Raw genomic sequence first — 22,477 nt, 5'->3', positions numbered from 1 at the left:
ATTAGCTCTAAAGCCATACTATTGTATGCTTGTATCACTAATTCAGACCTATTTTGTATCATTATTTCTCGTTTATATGTCTATTGCATATTTTGAGTTTAATTATTCATACTTAGCTATTTGCAAACAATTCCTTGTTTCTAATTAGAGCGAAGGTGCCTGTCATCTAAGTACGTTATGGCTGAAAGCCAACAATTTTTAATTTTTTAGATAGTCTCTCAATACATATTGTAGAATACCATCGTTTTTATAATACTCTATTTCAATTAAAGAATCAAAACGAGCTTTAGCTTGGAAAGAAAGAGTTTCTCCATTCTCTTTTACAGCCTTTACCTCTAGTATTTTGTGTGGTACTAAATCTTGTTCGATTCCTGTGATAGTGAATGTCTCTTTTCCAGTTAAACCTAATGATTCAGCTGTTTGGCCTTCTAAGAATTGTAATGGAGCTATCCCCATACCAATTAAGTTACTTCTATGGATACGCTCAAAGCTTTCTGCTATAACAGCTTTTACTCCTAATAAATAAGTTCCTTTTGCTGCCCAGTCACGAGAAGATCCACTTCCGTATTCTTTACCAGCCAAGATTATTAAAGGAGTCTTGTCTTCTTGATACTTCATCGCTGTATCAAATACAGAAAGAGATTCATTCGTAGGTAAATAAGTACTATATCCTCCTTCGCGTTGTGCTACTTTATTCTTAATACGCACATTGGCAAAAGTACCTCTCATCATCACTTCATGGTTACCACGTCTAGATCCGTATGAGTTAAAATCTTTTGGTTCTACTCCTTGTGACAGTAAATATTTACCTGCTGCTGAACTCTCATTAAACGCTCCTGCCGGCGAAATATGGTCTGTAGTCACTGAATCTCCTAAATACAACAATACCCTAGCATTGTGTACATCTGCAATTGGCTTAGGTTGAGCTGGTAAGTTTTCGAAGAATGGCGCTTGTCTGATATAAGTAGAGGGTTGATCCCATTCAAACTTCTGGCCTGTTGGCGCTTGTAAGTTCTTCCAGTCTTGCTCACCTTCAAAGATCACACTGTATACTTGTTCAAAATCTTCTTGTTTCAATGATTCGTTAATTACTGCTCTAATCTCTTCATGTGTTGGCCATATATCTTTTAGATACACTGGTTGTCCATTAGGATCATAGTCTAAAGGATCATTAATTAAATCAATATCTACTCTACCTACAAGTGCATAAGCAACAACTAACATCGGAGACATCAAGAAGTTCATTTTTACTTGTGGGTGTACCCTAGCCTCGAAGTTTCTATTCCCTGACAATACAGATGCTACAACTAAATCACCTTTAGTCACTGCCTCTGCTACAGGTAATGGAAGAGGTCCACTGTTACCAATACATGAAGTACATCCGTACCCTACTGTATGGAATCGAAGTGCCTCTAGGTCTTCTAATAAGCCTGAGCGCTGTAGATACTGAGTCACAACCTTAGACCCTGGAGCTAAACTTGTCTTAACCCATGACTTCGTTCTCAGACCTTTCTCAATAGCTTTACGAGCTACTAGTCCTGCTCCAATCATCACTTCTGGATTAGATGTATTCGTACAACTCGTGATAGCAGCGATAACGATACTTCCGTCTCCTATTACATACTCTTTGTTCTTCTGTTTAATACGAACTGTACGCAGACTATCTTTTACAACTTCTGTAGTAGGATTAGCAACTTTATTCTCTTCGTAAGCAAACTCAGTCCCAGAACCTCCTTCTGATAGCCAAGCGTGCTCTCTACGCTCTTTAGTATCTGTATAGGTACGATTATACTCTTGCTCTAATAAAGTAGAGAATGATGTAGCTAAATCTTTTACTAATATTTTGTCTTGTGGACGTTTAGGTCCAGATACTGTAGGCTCTAATGTATTTAGATCTAACTCGATCACTGTAGTATACTCAATGCTCTCCTTCCCTGTTCTCCATAGCATATTGTTTTTACAATAATCTTCTACTAAGTTTATCTGCTCTTCGCTTCTATTCGTAGCACGCATATAATCTAAGGTACGGTTATCAATAGGGAAATAAGTAACTGTACATCCGAACTCTGGTGACATATTAGATATAGTCGCTCTATCAGTCACAGATAGATTATCTAAGCCATCGCCAAATACTTCTACGAATTTACCTACTACTCCTACTTGACGCAATATCTTCGTAATAGATAATACCATATCAGTAGCAGTAGCCCCTTGTGGTATTTTACCCGTTAGTTTTAATCCGATTACCTCTGGGCAAGTAAAATAAATTGGTTGTCCTAGCATAGCCGCCTCAGCTTCAATACCTCCTACTCCCCATGCAATAACTCCAATACCATTCACCATAGGTGTATGTGAATCTGTACCTACTAAAGTATCTGGGAAAGCCCATCCATCTCTTTCGATAACACCTTTAGCTAAATACTCTAAATTTACCTGGTGACAAATACCCATTCCTGGAGGAACTACTGTGAAGTTATTTAGCTCCTGCTGAGCCCATTTTAACAACTCATAGCGTTCAGAATTACGCTCATATTCTTTTTCTACATTTCCCTTATAAGAGTAATCTGTTCCATAATAATCTACCTGAACAGAGTGGTCAATAACCAAATCTACAGGAATTGCTGGGTTAATCTTATTCCCGTCTTTTCCCTGTCTGATGAACTCATCTCTCAAAGACGCAATATCTACAACAGCTGGTACACCTGTAAAGTCTTGCATTAAAACACGTGCTGGCTTAAAGGGAATATCTTTGTCAGTACCCTTTGGATCCCAGTTAACTAGAGTGTCTAAATGCTCGTCTGTTATCACATAACCATCGTGATTACGCAAAACATTCTCCAATAAAATTCTTATCGAAAACGGCAATCTTTCGATATTGTTACCCTTGTCCTGTAACTCTTTTAGTGATGCAATTTTATACTTTGTCATAATTGTTAGTTTATAAAGGTTAAGTTACTGAAAACAAACTAGATTAGCTATTAAATATTTATTAAAAAACCGCTAACATTATAATATACCCAACTTATAAACAAGATAATAAGCCATCTTAAAGAATTATTATATTGGCAAATTGACTCTTATTTTTTTAGAGAATATAGATATTTTCAATACCGAATTTTCTCTAATACAACCACCTCATTCAAAGACAAATATCAATATCTTAATGCCTATTACTATCTCACCAGATAATTCAGCCATAACTCCATATATTTCATTACTTTTAAAAACAAACAAAAAACAACCTTGCTCTTAAAAAATAGATTTTAATTCAATATTTAACACATTTTACTTTTCTTTTATATGACACAATTATTATAAACTATTTTTATTGTAGATATCATATATTATCTTTTTAATTTTATTTTTCAGATAATTTATTCGCAAATTATTGTACATTTAATAACACCAACAACTTGTATAATGAAAACAATTGACAAAAATTTTGTAGACTTTGATATAATAGGAGATATTCATGGACATAGTAATGATTTAAAGAGATTATTAGCTGCTTTAGGCTATTCTAATAAGAGAGGATATTACCAACATCCTGAACGAAAAGTACTATTCGTAGGAGATTATATCGATAGAGGAATTAATATAATAGAAGTTCTAGATATCGTAAAAAAGATGGTTGATAATGGGGAGGCTATTGCCTTAATGGGAAATCATGAGTACAATGCTATCTGTTATAACACCTTATCTATAGAAGGAAATTACCTTAGAGAACACACTCCTAAGAACTTTAATCAACATGCTGTGACAATGGCTGCTTTTATGCAAGTGCCTAATATGTATAAAATGTATATAGAATGGTTTAAATCACTTCCTTTATTTTATGAGAATGATTCGTTTAGAGCTGTTCATGCATGTTGGGATGATCGACATATCAATTATTTAAGAAACCGATTAGTCAATGACTGTATTACGAATGATCTGTTAGAAGAAGCGAATACAGAAGGAACAGAATTATATAATGCTGTAGAAACAACATTAAAAGGAAAAGAAGCGAAGATGCCTGAAGGTATAAGCTTCATCGATAAAGATCGTATACTACGCACTGAGTTTAGAACTAAATGGTGGGAAGATCCTAAAGAAATGACCTATAACTCTATCAGTGTACATCCTATACAAGAGCTACCTCATACTCCTTTTGAGTTTGAGAGTGATAACTTTTATCAGATCGTAGAGAAACCTGTGTTCTTTGGTCACTATTGGATGAAACACAAGGTAGGTACTAGACCCAGTATCATTAAAGATAATGTATGCTGTGTCGATTTTAGCGTTGCTAAGGGGGACGGAATACTTGTATGCTACAGATATAGTGGAGAAGACAAGTTGGACTCTAAGCAACTCGTCTTTGTAAAATAACGTCAAACTTTCTCTCTCCAAATCTATGATTAACTATTTAAAACTTTTTCTTAAAAGAAAAAACACCAAAGAAATAGACAATACGTCATTAGATTTTTTGACTTTACAAAATTGTGATAACGCCGTTTTTATACTTGATAATCATTTAATAAGCAAAAATAAAATATCTTATTACAACTGTAACCAAAACATCGATGACATACAAGTTTTGTATTTTACTTGTATTAACAATAAACCTTTGCTGTTTATAGCAGGGAAGCACAATAGTCATATCCCTACTTCATCTGTAAACTTTCTTTCTACTTTTCTACACTTAGCCGAAAAGTTAGGGTTTAATCCTGTATTACTAACCTTATTCGAAGAAACCTTTAGTTGTGAAAGAAATATGTTTATATGGGCTAGAAAAAATCCTAGTAACTGTAAAGTATTAGAACAAGGAACCTATGCAGATACAATCCTAGAAGGTTATGAATTGCAGAATCAAGCAAAAACTTTTATATCATGGGAAACTCCTTATGAAGAAGTAATTGCATTAGAAGAAGTATTAATGACTAAACCATCTAATGAAGATGATTTAGTTAAATACAGCTTTAAGGTTCCTGTGAGACTTGGAAACCTTGTTCTCAACGATTTTAATTTTTATGATTGTCATAGAAAGAATATTCCTGTGAGCAATTATTTCTCTTATTGTGAGTATAAACAAATTGGTAATAAACCGTATGCTTTTTTAAAACATGCTTTACTAGAGAATCAAAGCCTTACTAGTGCTTCTATCGATACAGAAGAGGATAAGAGTGTTATCTTTAGTACAAAAATAAAAACAGATCACTTAGAGTTTTATTTCTCTAACGCCTATCCTGTAGACTTAGATGCGGCTAATAATAAAGTATTTTTCTTAATTACTAATTTAAAAGAATACTTGAATACTGTAATCTATCCAGAGTATATACTTAAATTATCTATAGCCAACTGTACAACACTATCAGATAATATAACTCTAGATATAAAAACCTATAAAGAAACAGCACATATCTATAGAGTACCAACATTTATACAAGAGATCTCTCAGAATAAACCTTTTATTTGGATAGATGATAATAACGACGAAATAGGCTTCTCTGATGATCGCTATGCTCATATAATACCACTAGCAGAGGTAAAATATATCTGTATAGAAACTACTGAGAATAGCGATGGAACTATAGAGTCTAAACTAAGCATCCGTCCACAAGGAAGTAATATGGAAATTATAAATATATTTACTTCAAAAAGCGTAGATTTGAGCAAATTTGAAGAACAAATCAGAAGAGATATTCCTGTACCTATACAGTGTCCTCTAGATGATTATTTATAAAATAATATTATGTGGAAGTACTACGCTCTACTCTCAGCTATATTTGCTGCAATGACAGCCATATTATCGAAGGTAGGAGTAAAAGGAATTAATGGTAACCTAGCTACAGCTATACGCACTAGTGTAGTCTTAGTCTTAGCTTGGGGAATAGTGATTGCAAATAGCGATTTTAAAGGTATGAAAGAATTGAGTAAGTCTAATCTTATCTTCTTAATTGCTTCTGGAGTTGCGACAGGGCTATCGTGGATATTTTATTTCAAAGCTCTAGAATCAGGTCCTGTATCTAAAGTAGCTCCGATAGATAAGTTGAGTATTGTATTTGTGATGATTATCTCTTTTATCTTCTTAAAAGAGCCTATGGATCTAAAAACTATAATTGGTGGATGTCTTATTGTAGGAGGTACACTAGTCCTAATCTTATAAAAACTTTCTTTGAGTTCTCGATTAACTCAAAGAAAGTTCTTCTATAGCTTCAATACCTGTTCGTTTACACACAATTCTAAATCGTTTATACTCTACGATATTTTCATACTTTATTTGTGCTATGAAGTTAAGATAGTAGATCTTATCTGCTAATATTCTTTCTGGCTCCCCTATTAAATCATTTTGATCTAGAGTATACACAGTCACATAAGGATTATTCATTCTTTGAGTAAGTCGAGTTAGATTAAAATGAATAATATCATTAATCCCGTCAAAGGCATACGTACTCTCTTTAATAACCTTCTTATTGTCTAGATGTACTTTCTTTCTGTACAACATGATCTTCTCATTGTGAATCTTATTCTCTATTTCTAATAAGGCTGAACGATCGCGCAAATTAAGCACTTCTTCAGGCACCTTTTCTTCTACTATAAAATCTACAGATTCCTTTATCCATCCTATCTTTTGATCTTTTACACTAATATTCGTTTTATTATCGAAATACTTCCCTCCTAACTTCCCTATAAAGTAATAACGCATTAGTTCCTTAATCCTATCTTTCAACATATAACTTATAACTAATGCTACAAACAAAGGCATTGTAAAGTTGCCATATTTTTGTTGAAAAGAGAAAGCAATAACAGTAGCAAAAATCATAGACAACCCCGCTGCTAAACTATAATATATCTGCTGGGCAATCACACCATCTTCGTCTTTTCGTTTATTCGAAATTAAAGCTAAATCAGACTCTATATACTTATCTAACATAGTGTGCCTATATACTACTTTCTGATTATTCTCTCTATCCCCTTTCTTAATATCTAGATAGTTGTGTATTTTCATATACTCTTTTTCTCTAGTTATTAATCCTATTAAATGTTGGCGTACTTTCTCTGATAGATTATATTGATCACCTTCTAACAGTTCTAAGAAACCAAAAACCTGATGCACTATCGCATAAGACAAATACTCATCTGCAAAATCATAGTAATTTCTTGTTTCACTCCCTTCTTCTACATCAATCAACAACTCTCTAAGCCCTCTAAACTGAATAGAAATGTTCTCCACTGCTGAGGCAAATTCTAAACATCTTACCTCTAAATCTTTCGTTAAAATACACTTCTTGATCTCAACAAGATGATTGCGAATAGCACTTCTAAAAATAGCCATGAACATCTTTAGCTGAAACTCATACTCCATTAATAACTCAGATGAATCCTCTTCTGCTTGTAACACATCATTTAAAGCTGAACGCAAATTATTTAATGGTACAGCTCCGTTATCAACAATTTCTTTTAGAAGGTAAATAGGTGTTATAAATCTGACCTTAGACTTAACATCTGAATAAAACTGATCTTTAGTATATGTAGAAGCATTAATATCTAAACTATTAGGAATAAAAAACCAAGTATTAATATCAAACTCTGCTGTTTGACCAATTTGCTTTGTCTTAAACCCTATTTTAACCTCTACTGAATAAGCATCATGAATGCTTGTTTCTATATCTATCATACCTTAACCCTAGAATATATACGTGAAGATATTAAATAATTCTGAGGTTAAACATATAACTTCTTCTAAAACTCACTAGCTCTTTACATTGCTTTATGAAATAAAAAAACTGCTCTCCCTGGACGGAGAGCAGTACCACAAATTAATATAAAACACACAATATCTCTACAATTGAATTAACAACATAGATGGTGCACTGTTTAGCCATGCTTTTCGTTCTTCTACTAGTGTTTTCCAACTTTCTAAACTGATCAACATCAGATTAAAATCCTTTATAAACTCATTATTGACTTCCTTAACACTAACAATTCTAATATGGTTAGGCTTAAACTGTTCGATCAACCTAATCTGTTCTTTAAACTCAGGGTAACTTTCTAACTGACCTGTTGCATCTAACACAGTAATCTGTGCTTCACTATTGCGAATCCATTTCTGTGCATAACTTAGTAGCTTCAAGTCCTGCTTAGAGAATACAGGCAAGAAAATTTGCTCCACCTTATCAAAGTCTTTATTGATAAAAATTCCCACAGGTACTTTAGAACGATTAAGAATCTGTTGTGTTCTAGCATTAAACCATGAGTTCTCAAAGAATTTCTCTTTTCCTGTCACCTTGTTCAACAATACATCTGGATTGATAATACGAGTGGTAAAACCTAAGATATTTCCTAATAGAGACCCTCTATAAATAGAATATCCTACTTCAATAAGTAATAAATCACTGATTTGCTCGTTGATTACATTGACTACATCGCTTTCGATATCATTGGATACCTTATAATAGGTTTGTACTTCTTGATCTAAGGCTGTCGCTTCTTCTTGCACTGCTTCAAATATTTCATTCTCATACTCCGTAGAAGTAAAGGCATTTACTTCTATACTATCTACTAAGTGCATCGCTGTAATCCCAGTATCTGCATTGTTTTTGCCAACAAAGCTACTAGCCAATCTCATCAGTGGAGCTAAACTAGTTTTGTCTTCAAAAAATAGAGATACTTGGTATTTTCCTAGATTAGGAGTAACAGTTTTTACTTCATCATCTCCTAATGGTCCGAATATCTTTGCAATCAAATCTAATACAGGCCCCGTCATAAAGGTCGTTGCTAAAGCCATAATCACCATCATAGCAAACACTTCTCCTGTCAATACTCCTAGATCAAAACCAATATTCAATACAATCAGTTCCATTAATCCTCTAGTATTCATCAGTGCTCCTATCGTTAAACTATCTTTCCAAGATATACCGACTATCTTGGCCGTTAAGGCACTACCGACAAACTTCCCTATCGTTGCTACCAAGATAATGACTCCAGTCACCTTCCATAGATAAGGTTCATTTAAAAGACCTATTTCTGTACGTAACCCTGTATAAACAAAGAATAGAGGTAAGAATAAAACTACTGCTACATCTTCTACCTTCTCAATAAAGATGTTTCTAATCTTCATATTATCAGGCATCACTGCACCTGTCATAAAAGCTCCAAATAAAGCATGGATACCTATTACTTCTGTACAGTAAGAAGAAATAATTAATGTCAATAAAAATATAGCTACAGTTCCTTTAGAGAACATATTACTCGTTGGTTGGTATTTAGCAATACGTGCTAAGAATGGCTTTACTAACTTTAGCATCACAATTACATAAATAATAGCTAAAGCCATAATATAAAGCGAACTAGCAAAACTTCCTGCTTGTACAATCGCTATTACAGCTGCTAATAGACACCAAGCTGTAATATCATCTGCCGCCGCACAGGTAATAACGATAGTTCCTAAACGTGTCTTTTGTAATCCTCTCTCCTGTACAATACGCGCCAATACTGGAAAGGCAGTGATACTCATAGATATACCTAAAAACAATCCGAAGGACAGAAACTCTACTCCTTCTGGTGCGAAGGAAGTGAAAATATAATAAGCAAGAGTCATTCCCAAGGCGAAGGGAATAATAATACTAGCGTGACTAATCAGAACAGCATCATGTGCCTTATTCTTTAGCACCTTTAGGTCTAGCTCCATTCCGATGACAAACATGAAGAGAATTAACCCTATCTGACTTAAGAAACTTAAATTGCCTAATGAATGTACGGGAAATAAAGCTTCTGAGAATTCTGGAAAATAAGCTCCTACAAAAGAAGGACCTAAGGCAATACCTGCTATGATTTCTCCAATTACAGAAGGTTGACCTATCTTCTTACAAATCCATCCGAATACTCTAGCAACTAAAACAATCGTTACAATCTGGGCTAATAATAAAGCTAATGGAAAGTTTAAGTTGTCTTGTATCGTATCTAAGAAATTCTCAAAAACACTCTTGTCTGACACTACTTTAACAACATTAGACTCTAATTTAACCCCTTTAGAAACCACCCAATACATTAAGGCTGAACATCCGCCAATAATAAAGAAATATAAAAGCGAATTTTTAAACTTTGACATACTACTTACTTTTTACACCACAAACATCTCTATAATAATACTTGTAAATAGCAAGAATGAATCCAAAGACTACCAAGTTGTAATGAAAGTGTATTTTTCTGTAATGAGTTTTATATCTTTTCTAAAAAATCAGTCTTATAGGTCATCCCAAGTGTTAGTTCTAGAGGCTTTCCATCAATTCCCTTTAGTGTAGTAGTTATCTCATCATGACTAAAAAAACGCACTATTCTTAGAGCGATCAACTCTCCCTTATTAATACGACAGAACTTAGAACTAGGCAAAACTGAAACGAATTTATCTAAAGACATATTCTTCGCTACGACCACTTGATTGTTCTCTAAATAAACATCTTTATCCCTACTATCCATTTCATTAGTTTTGATATAAAGAATATCTGAGAAATAAAGCAGTGCTTTTCCTTTGTTCGAATTTATCGTAATAAAGGTAACTTCATCCACTGGCTTATACTGTCGCATTGCTTTTAATACGGCTTTGTGAAGTCTTTCCTTCTTAATTGGTTTAGCGATATAGTCAATAGCTTCTATCTCAAAAGCTTCTAGCGCATACTCTTTATATGCTGTCACGAAGATAACACCTTTATTAGGCAGAAGTTGTGCAACACTAAGACCGTCTAATCCAGGCATATTAATATCCAAGATAACAACATCAAAGTCTTGATGTGGCGCTTCCTCTAAAAAGACTGCAGGATCATTATAAGCCTTTACGATTTCTATTTCCTCTATTTGCTCACATAACATTTTTAGGTATTTTAGTCCTAAAAGTTCATCATCGAGCAATATGCATTTTAGTTTTGAAGTCATGTAGGTTAATTTTTAAGTGCGTAGAGTAAATATGATCATCTTCGTTTTTTTCTAACTTATAAGCGGTCCCATATATTAATTCAAGTCGCTTATTCAAAGCAGTAAGTCCATATCCCCCTTTTTCCTTGTGTAAGGTTTTCATACGAGACTTTTTATTAGAAACCAGTAGATCAAAATGTCCATTCTTCAATTTAAACAAAATAGAAATAAAGGCATCTGTACTAGCCAAGTCTGCATGCTTAAATGCATTCTCAATCAATTCTACACATATAAGAGGCGCTATTAATTCTTCTGTATAAAATACCTCTCCTTCTCCTATATTGGACCTTATATCAAGTCTAAAAAGAGGATTCAACTTAATCTTATTGATATCGATAAGGCGCAAAGCAAATTCGTGTTCTTCTTTAAGAGAAACCATTTTTCGTTGGCTATCATATAAAATATAATCTAATACTCCAGCCATCTTATCTAGAGCATAATAAGTCTGATAAGCATGAGATTGAATAGAGTTCAGAATATTTTTAAACAGATGCGGGTCTAATCTAGACTCAAGATTTTCTAACTGTAAATATCGCATCTTAGAATCAAAGAGATACTTTTCTTTTTCTAACTCTAATCGCTTCTTATTATTCTGTATAATTAAGTATACTAAGCAAACAATCGCTACTATCAATAAAATAATTACTATAACTAGAAAAGCTTTCATCTATTCCGATTTTTAAACAAAACTAAAGAAATAAATCGACTTCATAATATCATAATTTACAGACGTAATTAAGCATATTAACTACATATACAACAGAATAAACAATTTTTTAATATTTAGGGAACACTAAACTATCATACTGACTAAAAGTTACAATATATAATTAGTACATAAAACTAAGCTTTTATTTAAAAAACACAAAAAACACACATATCAGACTATTATTAATCAATTTAAACACATTCCATTATTGAATTCTAAAAACAAACGAAAATAATAAAAATAAACTATTATTTTAACAATAATAATTATCTTAGCTAATGTAATAAATCAAATAAAAACACCATAAATATGATAGTATTCAAATCTGATTTACAAAATCACTTGTCAAATCTAAATGCTAAAAAGGAAAGTAAAAACACCACTAATTACGTACTTTCTTATTTAACACAAAACACCATTACGCCAATTGGTTTTTATGGCATGTTGGAGAATAACCAAATAGAAAATATCTTAAGTATCAAAAAGACTTTAATCAACTTATTCGTAGATGTTAAACTAGAAATACTAGATGCTATAGGATATCTAACAGAAGACCATCTACAGGATTTAAACAAACTAAAAATCCTATTCCAAATCAACGAACAAGAGCTTCTAAGCTATAAAACGTATGAAATTCAAGATATCATAACACAACAAATATCTTCTCTAGAAAACAAATCTAAAAACAACGGATTAGATATCATGATGAATCTAAATAGTTTAAAGAGGTTATTAGGGATACCTACTCCAGAGTTAAATATGAATTTAGATAGTAATCTATGTACTAACTCAATGACAGAAGTAGTAATCTAACAGTAATAGCCAAACTCACAAACAACAACAAAAACAACAAATACTTTTTACTGTATTCAGATTATTTAATATACTATTCAAAGTATATTAAATGATAATGTTTCTATTGAAACATTCACTTAATCTTGGTATAGTCTTAGCGGTCTTCTAGACAAACATCTATTATTATGAAACCGCCTATTTTTATCATTCAGATAATCACTTTATCTGTTTCCATCTACTTTAATAGTCTAGCAATAGATTACTTGATTCAATATATACATACTGACCTAGATCATATCTTTGGTATAGCACTTGGTATCACTGCGATTTCTTCTATTATTACATTACTGACATTCACTTACCTCATTTGGGGTATAGTACAGCATATCACTAAACGAATAACCTAGTACTCTATCAAGAATTTTAAGGCTTATCGTATCGATATTTACCCAAATACACCTTTAGATATCCTTGACTAGTAGAAACAAAAAAACCTCCCTTCTAATTGAAGAGAGGCTTATATATTATATAGTTTATTTCTTAACTATTAAGCATTACAGGCATTACTAACATCGTAACTGTTTCACCATCTTCTAACCCATCTACAGGTGTTAAGATACCAGCTCTATTAGGTAATGACATCTCCAATAAAATATCATCAGACTGTAAGTTGTTTAACATCTCTAATAAGAATCTAGAGTTAAACCCGATTTGCATATCATCTCCTTGATAATCACAAGTAAGACGCTCATCTGCTTTATTAGAATAGTCAATATCTTCAGCAGATATGTTTAATTCTGTACCAGCAACTTTTAATCTTATTTGATGTGTTGTTTTATTAGCATAAATAGAAACACGTCTTACAGAACTCAAAAACTGCGTTCTATTGATTAAAAGCTTATTTGGGTTCTCTTTAGGAATAACTGCCTCATAATTTGGATATTTCCCATCAATCAAGCGACAAGTTAAAGTATAATTCTCAAATGAGAATTGTGCATTAGATTCATTAAACTCTATAACTACATCTGCTCCTAAAGCCATCAAGATACTCTTAAGAATATTAAGTGGCTTCTTAGGCATAATAAAGCTAGCTTCATTTGAAGAAACGATATCTGTACGAGAATATTTTACTAATTTATGTGCATCTGTTGCCACAAAGATTAATCCTGAAGGAGAGAATTGGAAGAATACTCCTGACATCACAGGACGTAAGTCATCATTCCCAGCAGCAAATATAGTTTTGCTAATAGCTGTTGCTAGAACTCCTGCAGGAACTTCTGTTTTAGAAGGATCCTCTAATGACTCTGCTTTAGGAAACTCATCTCCTTGTGCATATGCTAAAACGTATTTTCCTACGTCTGAACTAATTTCAATTGTATTGTTTTCCTTAACTGAAAAAGTCAATGGCTGCTCAGGAAATGTCTTTAATGTCTCCAACAATAACTTTGCAGGAACAGCTATACTTCCTTGACTTGTAGATTCAATTTCTAAAGTAGCAGACATTGTAGTTTCTAAATCTGAAGCAGATACCTTTAATACATTATTATCTAACTCAAATAAGAAGTTATCTAAGATATGTAAGGTATTACTACTGTTTATTACACTACCTAGAACTTGTAATTGCTTTAACAAGTAGGAACTCGATACTATAAACTTCATACTATAATTGTTTTATATGTAAAAATACTTTTACAGTTACAAATATATCCGATTATTACCAATAATAAAAGGATTATTACGTTACTTTTTATTGAATTTGCGTTTTCTTATAAGAATAAATATAGTTCCGAAAACCACAACTAGAACTATAGGTATCACTAATACTTTCATTTGAATAGAAGTATATTCTCGTTCTACACTAACTTTATCTAGCATCGGAATCTTAACCTCTTTGGTTCTCAAATTAATAAGCCCCGTATCATCTAAAAGATAATTTACTGAATTAACTAATAACTCCTTGTTACCATAAAGCATATTAGTCCACTTATCATACCCCAGCTCTAGAGGCATTCCTTTATCGTCTAATTGATTTTTAATAATATCTCCATCAGAAATCACAATCATTTGAGTCTGTCTACTCTCAGAAATCGGCTTATCTAGCCCAAAAGGAAAGACTCTATTCTTAAAAACAGAAGGAAATTCTCCTTCTAAAAGAACTCCTAGAATGTAATTCCCTTTTCCTTCATAAAACTCAGGTGTGACCTCCTCTTTTAAAACGTTGAAGTTTATTTCTCCTGGTACTCCCACTAGACTAGAGTATTTAGATGATTTAGCCAAAACCGTTTTTTTAACTCCATTTTTTAGAGTATCTATTGGAGAAGCAAAGTCATACTTCACTCCTTCTATATTTTTTACAATAGGATGATCTATATCAGGATAAACAAATGGTGCAAATTTCCATAAGAAATCGGTATACACTGTTTCACTCCCTTGTCTGCCTGATGCCAGTTTTATTTTTGTACTAATCTCATCTTTTACTAATACTGGATTAATACGTATACCATACTTAAAAAGTAGTTCTCCTAAACTTTGATCTTTATTATACGCCAACATCGTTCCATTAGATCGCAAACTATCAAAATCTGCCTGAACTTGATCTAACAACCACATCGTTTTACCACCATTCATTACAAACTGATCCAACACCCCCACTTGCTCTTCAGAAAAAGCTTTAGTTGGCTTAGCAATGATTGCTAAATCAAAATCTTTCAACTGTTCTAAAGTCTTCTGTGGCTCGTTAGAGACAGATTCTAATGTGAATGGTGCTAAGTGATAAGTCTCACGCAAAGTCATCAGAAAGTCTGCTATATAAGCATCATCTAACTCTCCATTTCCTTTAAGAATAGCTATTTTCTTACTCTTCTCTGTTGTTACTTTACTGATAGCCTCAGCTAGCGCATATTCTAAATGTTGTACAGACGAAATCACTTTTTCTTCTGTATTCGCCCCCATCATATTCTTCAGCAATTGTACCCTAGCAACTTTCTCCCCTTGACTCACTAATGCCCAAGGAAAAACCAATTGTTGACTTTGAGCCCCTTTATCTGTAACTGTAATGGTTACAGGCTTTAATCCATATTCATATAATTGCTCTAAGGTTTCAGCCTTATTAGCTCCTTCTTCATTTGGATCAATAAATCTAAATTTGATATTTTCATTTCTAGATTGTATTTCCTCTAGCAATTGTTTTGTCTCGTTCTGTAATCTTCTAAACTCTAATGGAAAGTTCCCTTTTAAAAATACATCTACGATTAACAGTTCTTGAACATTATCTACTATCCCAACTGTACTTTTAGACAAAGTATATCTCTTGTCTTGCGTAAAGTCAAAACGTGTATAAGTTAAAGCACCGATAACATTAATGATAACTAAAACAACTAATAATCGAACTAGCAGCTTTACATCTCTTTTTTGAAACTTTTTCATTATTTGCGTAGTGTTTTAATTTTAAAGACAGTTAACCCTAGACACAAAACAGTCATAGATCCGAAATAAATCAAATCTCTAGTGTCTAACACCCCTTTCGAAATACTCCTAAAGTGATATAGAATCCCTATTTTTTCAAACCACTCCCCAAATAGCCCTGCTAACATATCGATTCCCAATGAAAAGAACAAGCACAAAACAACACCTACTATAAAGGCAACGATCTGGCTCTCTGTCAATGAAGAAGCTAATACCCCCATCGAAACATAACAGCTCACTAAAAATAACAATCCTATAAATGAACCTATTATACTACTATAATCAATTACCTGTCCTTCTAATACAATATTATTCAGTACAAAAACGTAAACTACAGTAGGCACAATAGCCATAAATATCAGTGCGAACACTCCTAGATACTTCCCTAGTACGATCTGCCACACAGACAAAGGCTTAGTCAACAGCAACTCTATCGTTCCATTTTTAATCTCTTCTGAAAAGCTCTTCATACTAACAGCGGGAATCAAAAATATCAATACCCAAGGGGCTAAATAAAAGAATGGAGATAAATCTGCAAAACCACTTTGTAACACATTATATTCTCCATCTATAAACCATAGTAGAGCTCCATTTATCACTAAAAATAGGACGATAACAAGATAACCTGTCAATGAGCTAAAGAAAGCTCTAATTTCTCTAAGACTAATTGCCTTCATAAAAATATCTATTTAAGAGTAACGACTTTATCCACACTCCATGCCTCTGCTTTCTCTTTGAATAAAGTCTTTGTGTAAGGCCATATCTCCCCGAAAAGTTCTGATTTTTTATATGCTTCTAGATTACTTTCATCTTCCCAATAACTATAAGTAAAGAAAATATTAGATTGATCCTTATCACGATATACTTCTAAGAATTGACAACCAGGATAATGTCTTACCTTATCCTTAATCGTATCAAAATGCTCTAAAAAATCATGTACCTTATTTTCAAGCAAGGTTAGCTTTACAATTCTTATAAACATACTTTTTATTTTAATATTGTGTTTCAGAATCAAATTCAATGACAATAGTATCATTTAATTGAAGATTCATTAATTTTCGCGGAGTTCCTCCTGGTGTATCAGGTTTAGAATAGAACAATGCAATCGTCAATAAGTCTATATCATTAAATATAGCAACTAGTTCGCCTGCCCTTTCTTTTAAGGTAGCTCTATCATTAAGCTTGAAGTCTGCAAAATAGTCATTTATTCGATTGATTCTATAATTCTTAACTCTAATAGCGAATTCTCTCCCCTCTGAGACTACTTCGTAGTCACTTCTATGGATATTAGTCACAAGGTTACCATAAGAATCCTCATAGATTACCTTACCTGTTATTTTATTTCTATTTAAAACGACATTTGTAGCCAGTCTACTAGGACTATAGATAGATTCTAACATCACTCCTATTTCTTCTAATTGACGACCTTCATTTAGTTGATATGCACAATAGACAAATATATCGTTTGATTTCATCATACCATCATGATTAATCTCTATTGCTTTATCGAAATCCTCTTCTCCTAATATAATACTAACTATTCCATTATCTGCTGTAATAAAATAATGTCCATCAAATTCTACACAAATTGCCTTTGTATAGTCCGTCACAGAAGCATCAACTGCTATAATGTGAATAGTACCTTTGGGAAATTGGTTATATGCTGCCCCGATAACGAATCCAGCGTCCTCGGTATTATATTTACTTATTTCGTGTGAGATATCAACTAAAGTACAGCCAATGATATTCGAATAGATCTTCCCTTTCAAAGCTCCTACATAGTGGTCCCGATATCCAAAATCTGTTGTTAGTGTAATTATTCTCTGCATTATTATTTTTCAATATATTTTTAAGAAAAATGATTTTTTTATAGTAGATTTGAATATACAAAATTAGATTATTTTTTTTAATTAACTCTACAGGTATTGAACGAAAGGATAATAGAATTAACAGATTTTAGCCCTAAAGATTTTTGGGGTCCACAAGACACTCATTTAGATATACTTAAAAAATTATATCCAAAGATTAAAATTGTGACTAGAGGATCAGTCCTAAAGATTTATGGAGATCCAGAGATTTTAGATGAATTTGAGAAGAGTTTTGACCGACTAGTCAAATATTTTATCAGATATAATCGCATCGATGAAAACATTATCGAAAGGTTAGTCTTAGATAGCGCTCCTCCTTCTCTTCCTACAGATGACATTCTTGTACATGGCGTATCTGGTAAACTCATCAAAGCAATCACCCCTAATCAACAAAAACTAGTTAAGTTCGTTGAAAAGAACGACATGGTTTTTGCCATAGGGCCTGCTGGTACTGGTAAGACATATACAGGAGTAGCATTAGCTGTAAGAGCTCTAAAAAACAAAGAGGTAAAAAGAATCATCCTAACTAGACCTGCTGTGGAAGCTGGAGAAAATCTTGGTTTTCTTCCTGGAGACATGAAAGAAAAACTAGATCCATATATGCAACCATTATATGATGCTCTAAGAGATATGCTTCCTCCACAGACATTAGATGACTACATCCTTAAAGGGGTTATCCAGATCGCTCCATTAGCATTTATGCGTGGGCGTACATTAGACAACGCCTTTGTTATCCTAGATGAAGCACAGAATACGACTCATTCTCAAATGAAGATGTTTCTGACACGTATGGGGAAAAATGCCAAGTTTATAATCACAGGAGACCCTGGCCAGATAGACTTACCTAGAAAGGTATCTTCTGGATTAAAAGAAGCTCTTTATATCCTAAGAGATGTAGACGGAATAGGAATGCTATATTTAGATGATAAAGATATCGTACGACACAGATTAGTAAAGAAAATCGTAGATGCTTATAAGACTATTGAAGAAAGACCTGATAAGATGTCTATAGAAGAACTAAAAAAAATGGAAGGTTAATTAGTTAACCTTCCATTTTTTATTATTTATTTCAATACAATTATTCTACATATTGTATGTATCTCTTAAGAACATAAGCTTTTGCTTTCCTTCTTCATATAGATACAAGTAATCATCTTTAAGCTCAAAGCGATCACAACTATCTAATACTGCTAGTAGCTCCTTCTCTTTCTGATACATCTCAGTCACATATTCTGGAGAAAGTACTACTTTAAAGAAGATTGAATCCCCTTCACATCTAACATCTCCATAAATCATGTGATTCCCACCACTTCCAGAGAAACTACGTGTATTAATATCAATACAAATCATAGGAATCTGATTAATACCTAATTCTTCTACTCTCTTATCTTCATAAGACTGAAAAATCCAGTTACCAGATAATTTATCTGTATATAAATAGTGTCCAAAACAAGCAAAATCAATTACATCATCTTCCACACCATCGTGTTTCTTAATTAAACGCACTGCTACAGAGTGATCAAACCTACCATCTGCAAAGTCCTTTGCAGTCTCATCTTCATAAATCACGATCTCTATCTCCTCATGCTTCGTATAAGACTTATATATTCTAGATTCTCCATCCACTAATGGTTCTACAAATGGAAAAATTATCTTCTGATTAGGTTTTGTACTTGAATAAACAATTCCTTTTTTCCCAATTGATACAACCTGTGGTAAATCTTGAGCTACTGCTTTAAAAAAAGTACCATCTAAATCATTCTTGCTCAATAGGTCAATTTGTTTATTACTAGCTTCTTTAAAGCTTTTTTCTTTAGATTGATCTACCCCACAAGAAGGAAACAACGAAACAGTTAACGCCAATATCATATTTTCAATTTTACAGTATGCAAAGATAAATCCTACTATCTTCTAAAAAGAATTATTCACTCTCTTTTAGTATTAATTTAACTCTGAATGACTACATTCTTTAAACTTTCATCTTATTTGTCCTTGCAAAGATACAACAACAATAATTAAACTGCATTTCTATTTGACACCTATTGTCATAATTATAACAAAACATTAATAAATACATGCAGATTAAATCATTTGTTTTGTACTAATCACGCAATTTCTACACACATTTCATTTTAGGATTACTCTTTTTTAACAATATCACCGAACTTACCATTCACAATATTCGCTAAATCACCAGGACTAATACCAATGCTCAGTCCTTTACGTCCACCACTCACATAGATAGTCTCTAAATCTTTTACTTCTATATCTATAAATGTAGGGTATAGCTTCTTCATCCCTATAGGAGAACATCCTCCTCTAATATATCCTGTTATTCCTAACAAATCCTTTACAGCTAACATTTCTATCTTTTTCTCTCCACAGATATTAGCTGCCTTTTTTAAATCTAACTCACTATTAATAGAAACCACAAAAACATATATCGCATTCCCCTTACCATGAGCCACCAAAGTCTTTAACGACTCTAGTTCAGATATTCCTAACTTTTCACAGACAGATTTACCATCTATTAGTTCGTCAGAAATATCATACTCATACATATCATAACTTGTCTTCTTACTATCTAATATACGTAAAGCATTAGTCTTTGCTACCTTTTTACTCATTCTGCTATCTTAATTTTATCAGGAGCAAAATTACTACTTTTTACAACAAAGTCGTTTTATACCCTGTTTGTCTTAGACAAAACATAAAATCGTCTTGATTATTGCATACGCAATATATATTCATATTCGATCCTACTACTTTCTTAAAAATTGGCTTAAAGCTCTTCGGTAATGTATTATAAAACTCATCAGCGTTAGACACCTTATATTTAGGATCAATGTCCACCGCTACTAATACAACAAATTCATTCGATTTTAATTCAATAGGTAATTTCATAGTTTTTTTATTTTAATGGTTATTACGGCAATTTATAAAAAAATTCATTAATTTTTTACATTCATTAAAAAAATCACAATCCTATAAACATACTATTCTTTCGAAATTCTCAACATACACAATCACATATTCAGAATAATTCACACCCAAAAAAAACATAAATTGTAGTTATCAACACTATTTTGTGGAAAAATAATATACATTTGTGTCAAATAACTCAAGTAAGCATATATAACAACTTAGAAAATGCAAAACATTCCTAGTGTTGACTTACGTGATTTCCTATCGGATGACCCGGTACGTAAACAAAAGTTTGTAAATGAAATCGGCCAAGCCTACGAAGAAATTGGATTCGTAGCATTAAAAGGACACTTTTTAGATGATCAATTAGTTGATAATCTATATAAAGAAGTTCGTAATTTCTTTAATCTTCCATTAGAGACTAAAAATTCTTATGAAGTACCAGGTATTGGTGGTCAGAGAGGATATGTTTCTTTTGGTAAAGAGCATGCTAAAGGAAGAACAGAAGGTGATCTAAAAGAGTTCTGGCATTTTGGACAGTACGTTGAAAATGATCCTGCTTTAGAAGCATCTTATCCTGCTAACGTAGAAGTAAAAGAGTTACCTCAATTTAACGCTGTTGGAAAAGAAACTTACCAAATGTTAGAAAAAACAGGTGTATACGTATTGCGTGCGCTTGCTTTATTCTTAGGTTTAGATGAGTTCTACTTTGACAAATTCGTTAAAAACGGAAACAGTATCTTACGTCCTATCCACTACCCTCCTATCCAGAACGAACCTAAAAATGCTGTGAGAGCAGCTGCACATGGTGACATTAACTTAATCACTCTGTTAATGGGAGCTCAAGGTAAAGGACTACAAGTACAAAACCACGATGGACAGTGGATCGATGCTATCGCAGCTGATGATGAATTAGTAATCAATGTTGGTGACATGTTATCTCGTCACTCTAACAACAGATTAAAATCAACTATCCACCAAGTTGTTAACCCTCCTCGTGAATTATGGGGAACTTCTAGATACTCAATTCCATTCTTTATGCACCCAGTGAGCACAATGCCACTAAACTGTTTAGAGAATTGTATCGATGAGAACAACCCTAAATTATATGAAGATATCACTTCAGGAGAGTTCTTACACCAAAGACTAGTTGAATTAGGCTTAATTAAATAATTAATTCTAATAAAAACATATTCTTAAAAGAGGGAGCCCATTACTCCCTCTTTTTTATTTCATGCGATATACTTCGTAAAAGGTCATTTTTTTTACCCCATTTATATTGATTGATTTTAACATATTTCGTATCTTTACTTATATACATAGCATTCTAATCATTCTCCTGTAGAAAGACTAGAATACGCTTTTAGATTAATCATTTTTATAAGCACCATATTACATAACTAAATGAGTAAAAAGTTAAATAGCTTAGATGCCTTAGGAGGCTTTGTTTTTTCTACTAATAAGGATTTTGAATTCGAACAAGAAGAATCCACAGAAACTCTCGCCCCTAATCTTCAAAGATTAGAAGCACATATAGACAAAAAAAATAGAGGTGGTAAAGTAGCTACCCTTATCAAAGGTTTTGAAGGAAATGAAGACGACCTTAAAGATTTAGCTAAAAAACTAAAAACACTATGTGGTGTTGGCGGAAGTACAAAAGATGGCGAAATAATTATACAAGGTAATTTTCGCGATAAAATAATGGATTATTTAATAAAAGAAGGCTACAAAGTAAAACGTGTAGGCGGCTAATTAAAAATTTAAT

The 22,477-nt window shown here is 32.8% G+C and carries 21 protein-coding genes; 8 read left to right on the top strand and 13 right to left on the bottom strand.

Annotated elements, in window-relative coordinates; translation table 11 throughout:
• Nucleotides 1–198: 198 nt before the first annotated feature.
• On the bottom strand, nucleotides 199–2,928 hold the full coding sequence (acnA, locus tag MPR_RS07860) for an aconitate hydratase AcnA (RefSeq protein WP_041891163.1): 2,730 nt from the start codon (nucleotides 2,926–2,928) through the stop codon (nucleotides 199–201).
• Between the two features lie 492 nt (nucleotides 2,929–3,420).
• Between acnA and MPR_RS07855 the strand changes: the two genes are divergently transcribed.
• The 3 genes from MPR_RS07855 to MPR_RS07845 all read left to right on the top strand — a co-directional run bounded on the left by MPR_RS07855 (nucleotide 3,421) and on the right by MPR_RS07845 (nucleotide 6,145).
• Nucleotides 3,421–4,368 (top strand): metallophosphoesterase, encoded by a 948-nt coding sequence (locus tag MPR_RS07855; RefSeq protein ID WP_041891160.1) that lies wholly within the window; start codon nucleotides 3,421–3,423, stop codon nucleotides 4,366–4,368.
• Nucleotides 4,369–4,606: 238 nt separating this feature from the next.
• The gene (locus MPR_RS07850; protein ID WP_235280635.1) at nucleotides 4,607–5,722 is read left to right on the top strand and encodes a hypothetical protein; all 1,116 of its coding nucleotides are present in this window, start codon (nucleotides 4,607–4,609) and stop codon (nucleotides 5,720–5,722) included.
• A gap of 9 nt (nucleotides 5,723–5,731) precedes the next feature.
• The gene (locus MPR_RS07845) at nucleotides 5,732–6,145 is read left to right on the top strand and encodes an EamA family transporter (RefSeq protein WP_041891154.1); all 414 of its coding nucleotides are present in this window, start codon (nucleotides 5,732–5,734) and stop codon (nucleotides 6,143–6,145) included.
• A gap of 21 nt (nucleotides 6,146–6,166) precedes the next feature.
• Here MPR_RS07845 and MPR_RS07840 read toward each other — a convergent pair whose 3' ends face one another.
• From MPR_RS07840 to MPR_RS07825, 4 genes are all read right to left on the bottom strand, one after another.
• Nucleotides 6,167–7,657, bottom strand: coding sequence for a hypothetical protein (locus tag MPR_RS07840; protein ID WP_041891151.1), 1,491 nt, complete (start codon nucleotides 7,655–7,657; stop codon nucleotides 6,167–6,169).
• A 165-nt stretch (nucleotides 7,658–7,822) separates the two neighbouring features.
• On the bottom strand, nucleotides 7,823–10,090 hold the full coding sequence (locus tag MPR_RS07835; RefSeq protein WP_041891147.1) for a cation:proton antiporter: 2,268 nt from the start codon (nucleotides 10,088–10,090) through the stop codon (nucleotides 7,823–7,825).
• A gap of 110 nt (nucleotides 10,091–10,200) precedes the next feature.
• Entirely contained in the window at nucleotides 10,201–10,911 is a 711-nt protein-coding gene (locus MPR_RS07830) for a LytR/AlgR family response regulator transcription factor (RefSeq protein WP_041891143.1), read from the bottom strand.
• On the bottom strand, nucleotides 10,877–11,617 hold the full coding sequence (locus MPR_RS07825) for a sensor histidine kinase (protein ID WP_041891140.1): 741 nt from the start codon (nucleotides 11,615–11,617) through the stop codon (nucleotides 10,877–10,879). The genes MPR_RS07830 and MPR_RS07825 overlap by 35 nt, the downstream gene beginning before the upstream one ends.
• Before the next feature lie 351 nt (nucleotides 11,618–11,968).
• On the opposite strand from MPR_RS07825, the gene MPR_RS07820 reads away from it, so the two are divergent.
• Complete coding sequence (locus MPR_RS07820) at nucleotides 11,969–12,472, top strand: hypothetical protein (protein ID WP_041891136.1); 504 nt, start codon at nucleotides 11,969–11,971, stop codon at nucleotides 12,470–12,472.
• A 167-nt stretch (nucleotides 12,473–12,639) separates the two neighbouring features.
• On the top strand, nucleotides 12,640–12,861 hold the full coding sequence (locus tag MPR_RS18275; RefSeq protein ID WP_074761191.1) for a hypothetical protein: 222 nt from the start codon (nucleotides 12,640–12,642) through the stop codon (nucleotides 12,859–12,861).
• Between the two features lie 133 nt (nucleotides 12,862–12,994).
• Here MPR_RS18275 and dnaN read toward each other — a convergent pair whose 3' ends face one another.
• From dnaN to MPR_RS07795, 5 genes are all read right to left on the bottom strand, one after another.
• On the bottom strand, nucleotides 12,995–14,113 hold the full coding sequence (gene dnaN, locus MPR_RS07815; RefSeq protein ID WP_041891132.1) for a DNA polymerase III subunit beta: 1,119 nt from the start codon (nucleotides 14,111–14,113) through the stop codon (nucleotides 12,995–12,997).
• 81 nt (nucleotides 14,114–14,194) lie between these two features.
• Entirely contained in the window at nucleotides 14,195–15,880 is a 1,686-nt protein-coding gene (gene gldG / locus MPR_RS07810) for a gliding motility-associated ABC transporter substrate-binding protein GldG (RefSeq protein WP_041891128.1), read from the bottom strand.
• Nucleotides 15,880–16,596 (bottom strand): ABC transporter permease subunit, encoded by a 717-nt coding sequence (locus tag MPR_RS07805; protein WP_041891123.1) that lies wholly within the window; start codon nucleotides 16,594–16,596, stop codon nucleotides 15,880–15,882. Before MPR_RS07805 ends, gldG begins: the two co-directional genes overlap by 1 nt.
• Before the next feature lie 8 nt (nucleotides 16,597–16,604).
• Nucleotides 16,605–16,901, bottom strand: coding sequence for a putative quinol monooxygenase (locus tag MPR_RS07800; protein ID WP_006259028.1), 297 nt, complete (start codon nucleotides 16,899–16,901; stop codon nucleotides 16,605–16,607).
• 10 nt (nucleotides 16,902–16,911) lie between these two features.
• Nucleotides 16,912–17,748, bottom strand: a complete 837-nt coding sequence (locus MPR_RS07795; RefSeq protein ID WP_041891118.1) for an SAM hydrolase/SAM-dependent halogenase family protein — start codon at nucleotides 17,746–17,748, stop codon at nucleotides 16,912–16,914.
• A 96-nt stretch (nucleotides 17,749–17,844) separates the two neighbouring features.
• On the opposite strand from MPR_RS07795, the gene MPR_RS07790 reads away from it, so the two are divergent.
• Nucleotides 17,845–18,825, top strand: a complete 981-nt coding sequence (locus tag MPR_RS07790; protein ID WP_041891115.1) for a PhoH family protein — start codon at nucleotides 17,845–17,847, stop codon at nucleotides 18,823–18,825.
• A 45-nt stretch (nucleotides 18,826–18,870) separates the two neighbouring features.
• Here the strand turns inward: MPR_RS07790 and MPR_RS07785 are convergent, their stop codons facing one another.
• The 3 genes from MPR_RS07785 to MPR_RS07775 form a co-directional block, all read right to left on the bottom strand.
• Nucleotides 18,871–19,656, bottom strand: a complete 786-nt coding sequence (locus MPR_RS07785) for a hypothetical protein (RefSeq protein ID WP_006259031.1) — start codon at nucleotides 19,654–19,656, stop codon at nucleotides 18,871–18,873.
• A 269-nt stretch (nucleotides 19,657–19,925) separates the two neighbouring features.
• On the bottom strand, nucleotides 19,926–20,414 hold the full coding sequence (ybaK, locus tag MPR_RS07780) for a Cys-tRNA(Pro) deacylase (protein ID WP_041891111.1): 489 nt from the start codon (nucleotides 20,412–20,414) through the stop codon (nucleotides 19,926–19,928).
• 40 nt (nucleotides 20,415–20,454) lie between these two features.
• Nucleotides 20,455–20,691, bottom strand: coding sequence for a hypothetical protein (locus tag MPR_RS07775; RefSeq protein WP_006259033.1), 237 nt, complete (start codon nucleotides 20,689–20,691; stop codon nucleotides 20,455–20,457).
• A 246-nt stretch (nucleotides 20,692–20,937) separates the two neighbouring features.
• Here MPR_RS07775 and MPR_RS07770 point away from each other — a divergent pair, with 246 nt between their 5' ends.
• Together MPR_RS07770 and MPR_RS07765 are read left to right on the top strand one after the other, a co-directional pair.
• Nucleotides 20,938–21,885 (top strand): isopenicillin N synthase family dioxygenase, encoded by a 948-nt coding sequence (locus MPR_RS07770; RefSeq protein ID WP_006261068.1) that lies wholly within the window; start codon nucleotides 20,938–20,940, stop codon nucleotides 21,883–21,885.
• Nucleotides 21,886–22,116: 231 nt separating this feature from the next.
• Nucleotides 22,117–22,464, top strand: coding sequence for a translation initiation factor (locus MPR_RS07765; protein ID WP_006259036.1), 348 nt, complete (start codon nucleotides 22,117–22,119; stop codon nucleotides 22,462–22,464).
• The last annotated feature ends 13 nt before the right edge of the window (nucleotides 22,465–22,477 follow it).

Source organism: Myroides profundi, from assembly GCF_000833025.1.
GTDB lineage: Bacteria > Bacteroidota > Bacteroidia > Flavobacteriales > Flavobacteriaceae > Flavobacterium > Flavobacterium profundi_A.
Note: the sequence above shows the minus strand (reverse complement) of the source record. Positions and strands in the feature narration are given on the sequence as shown.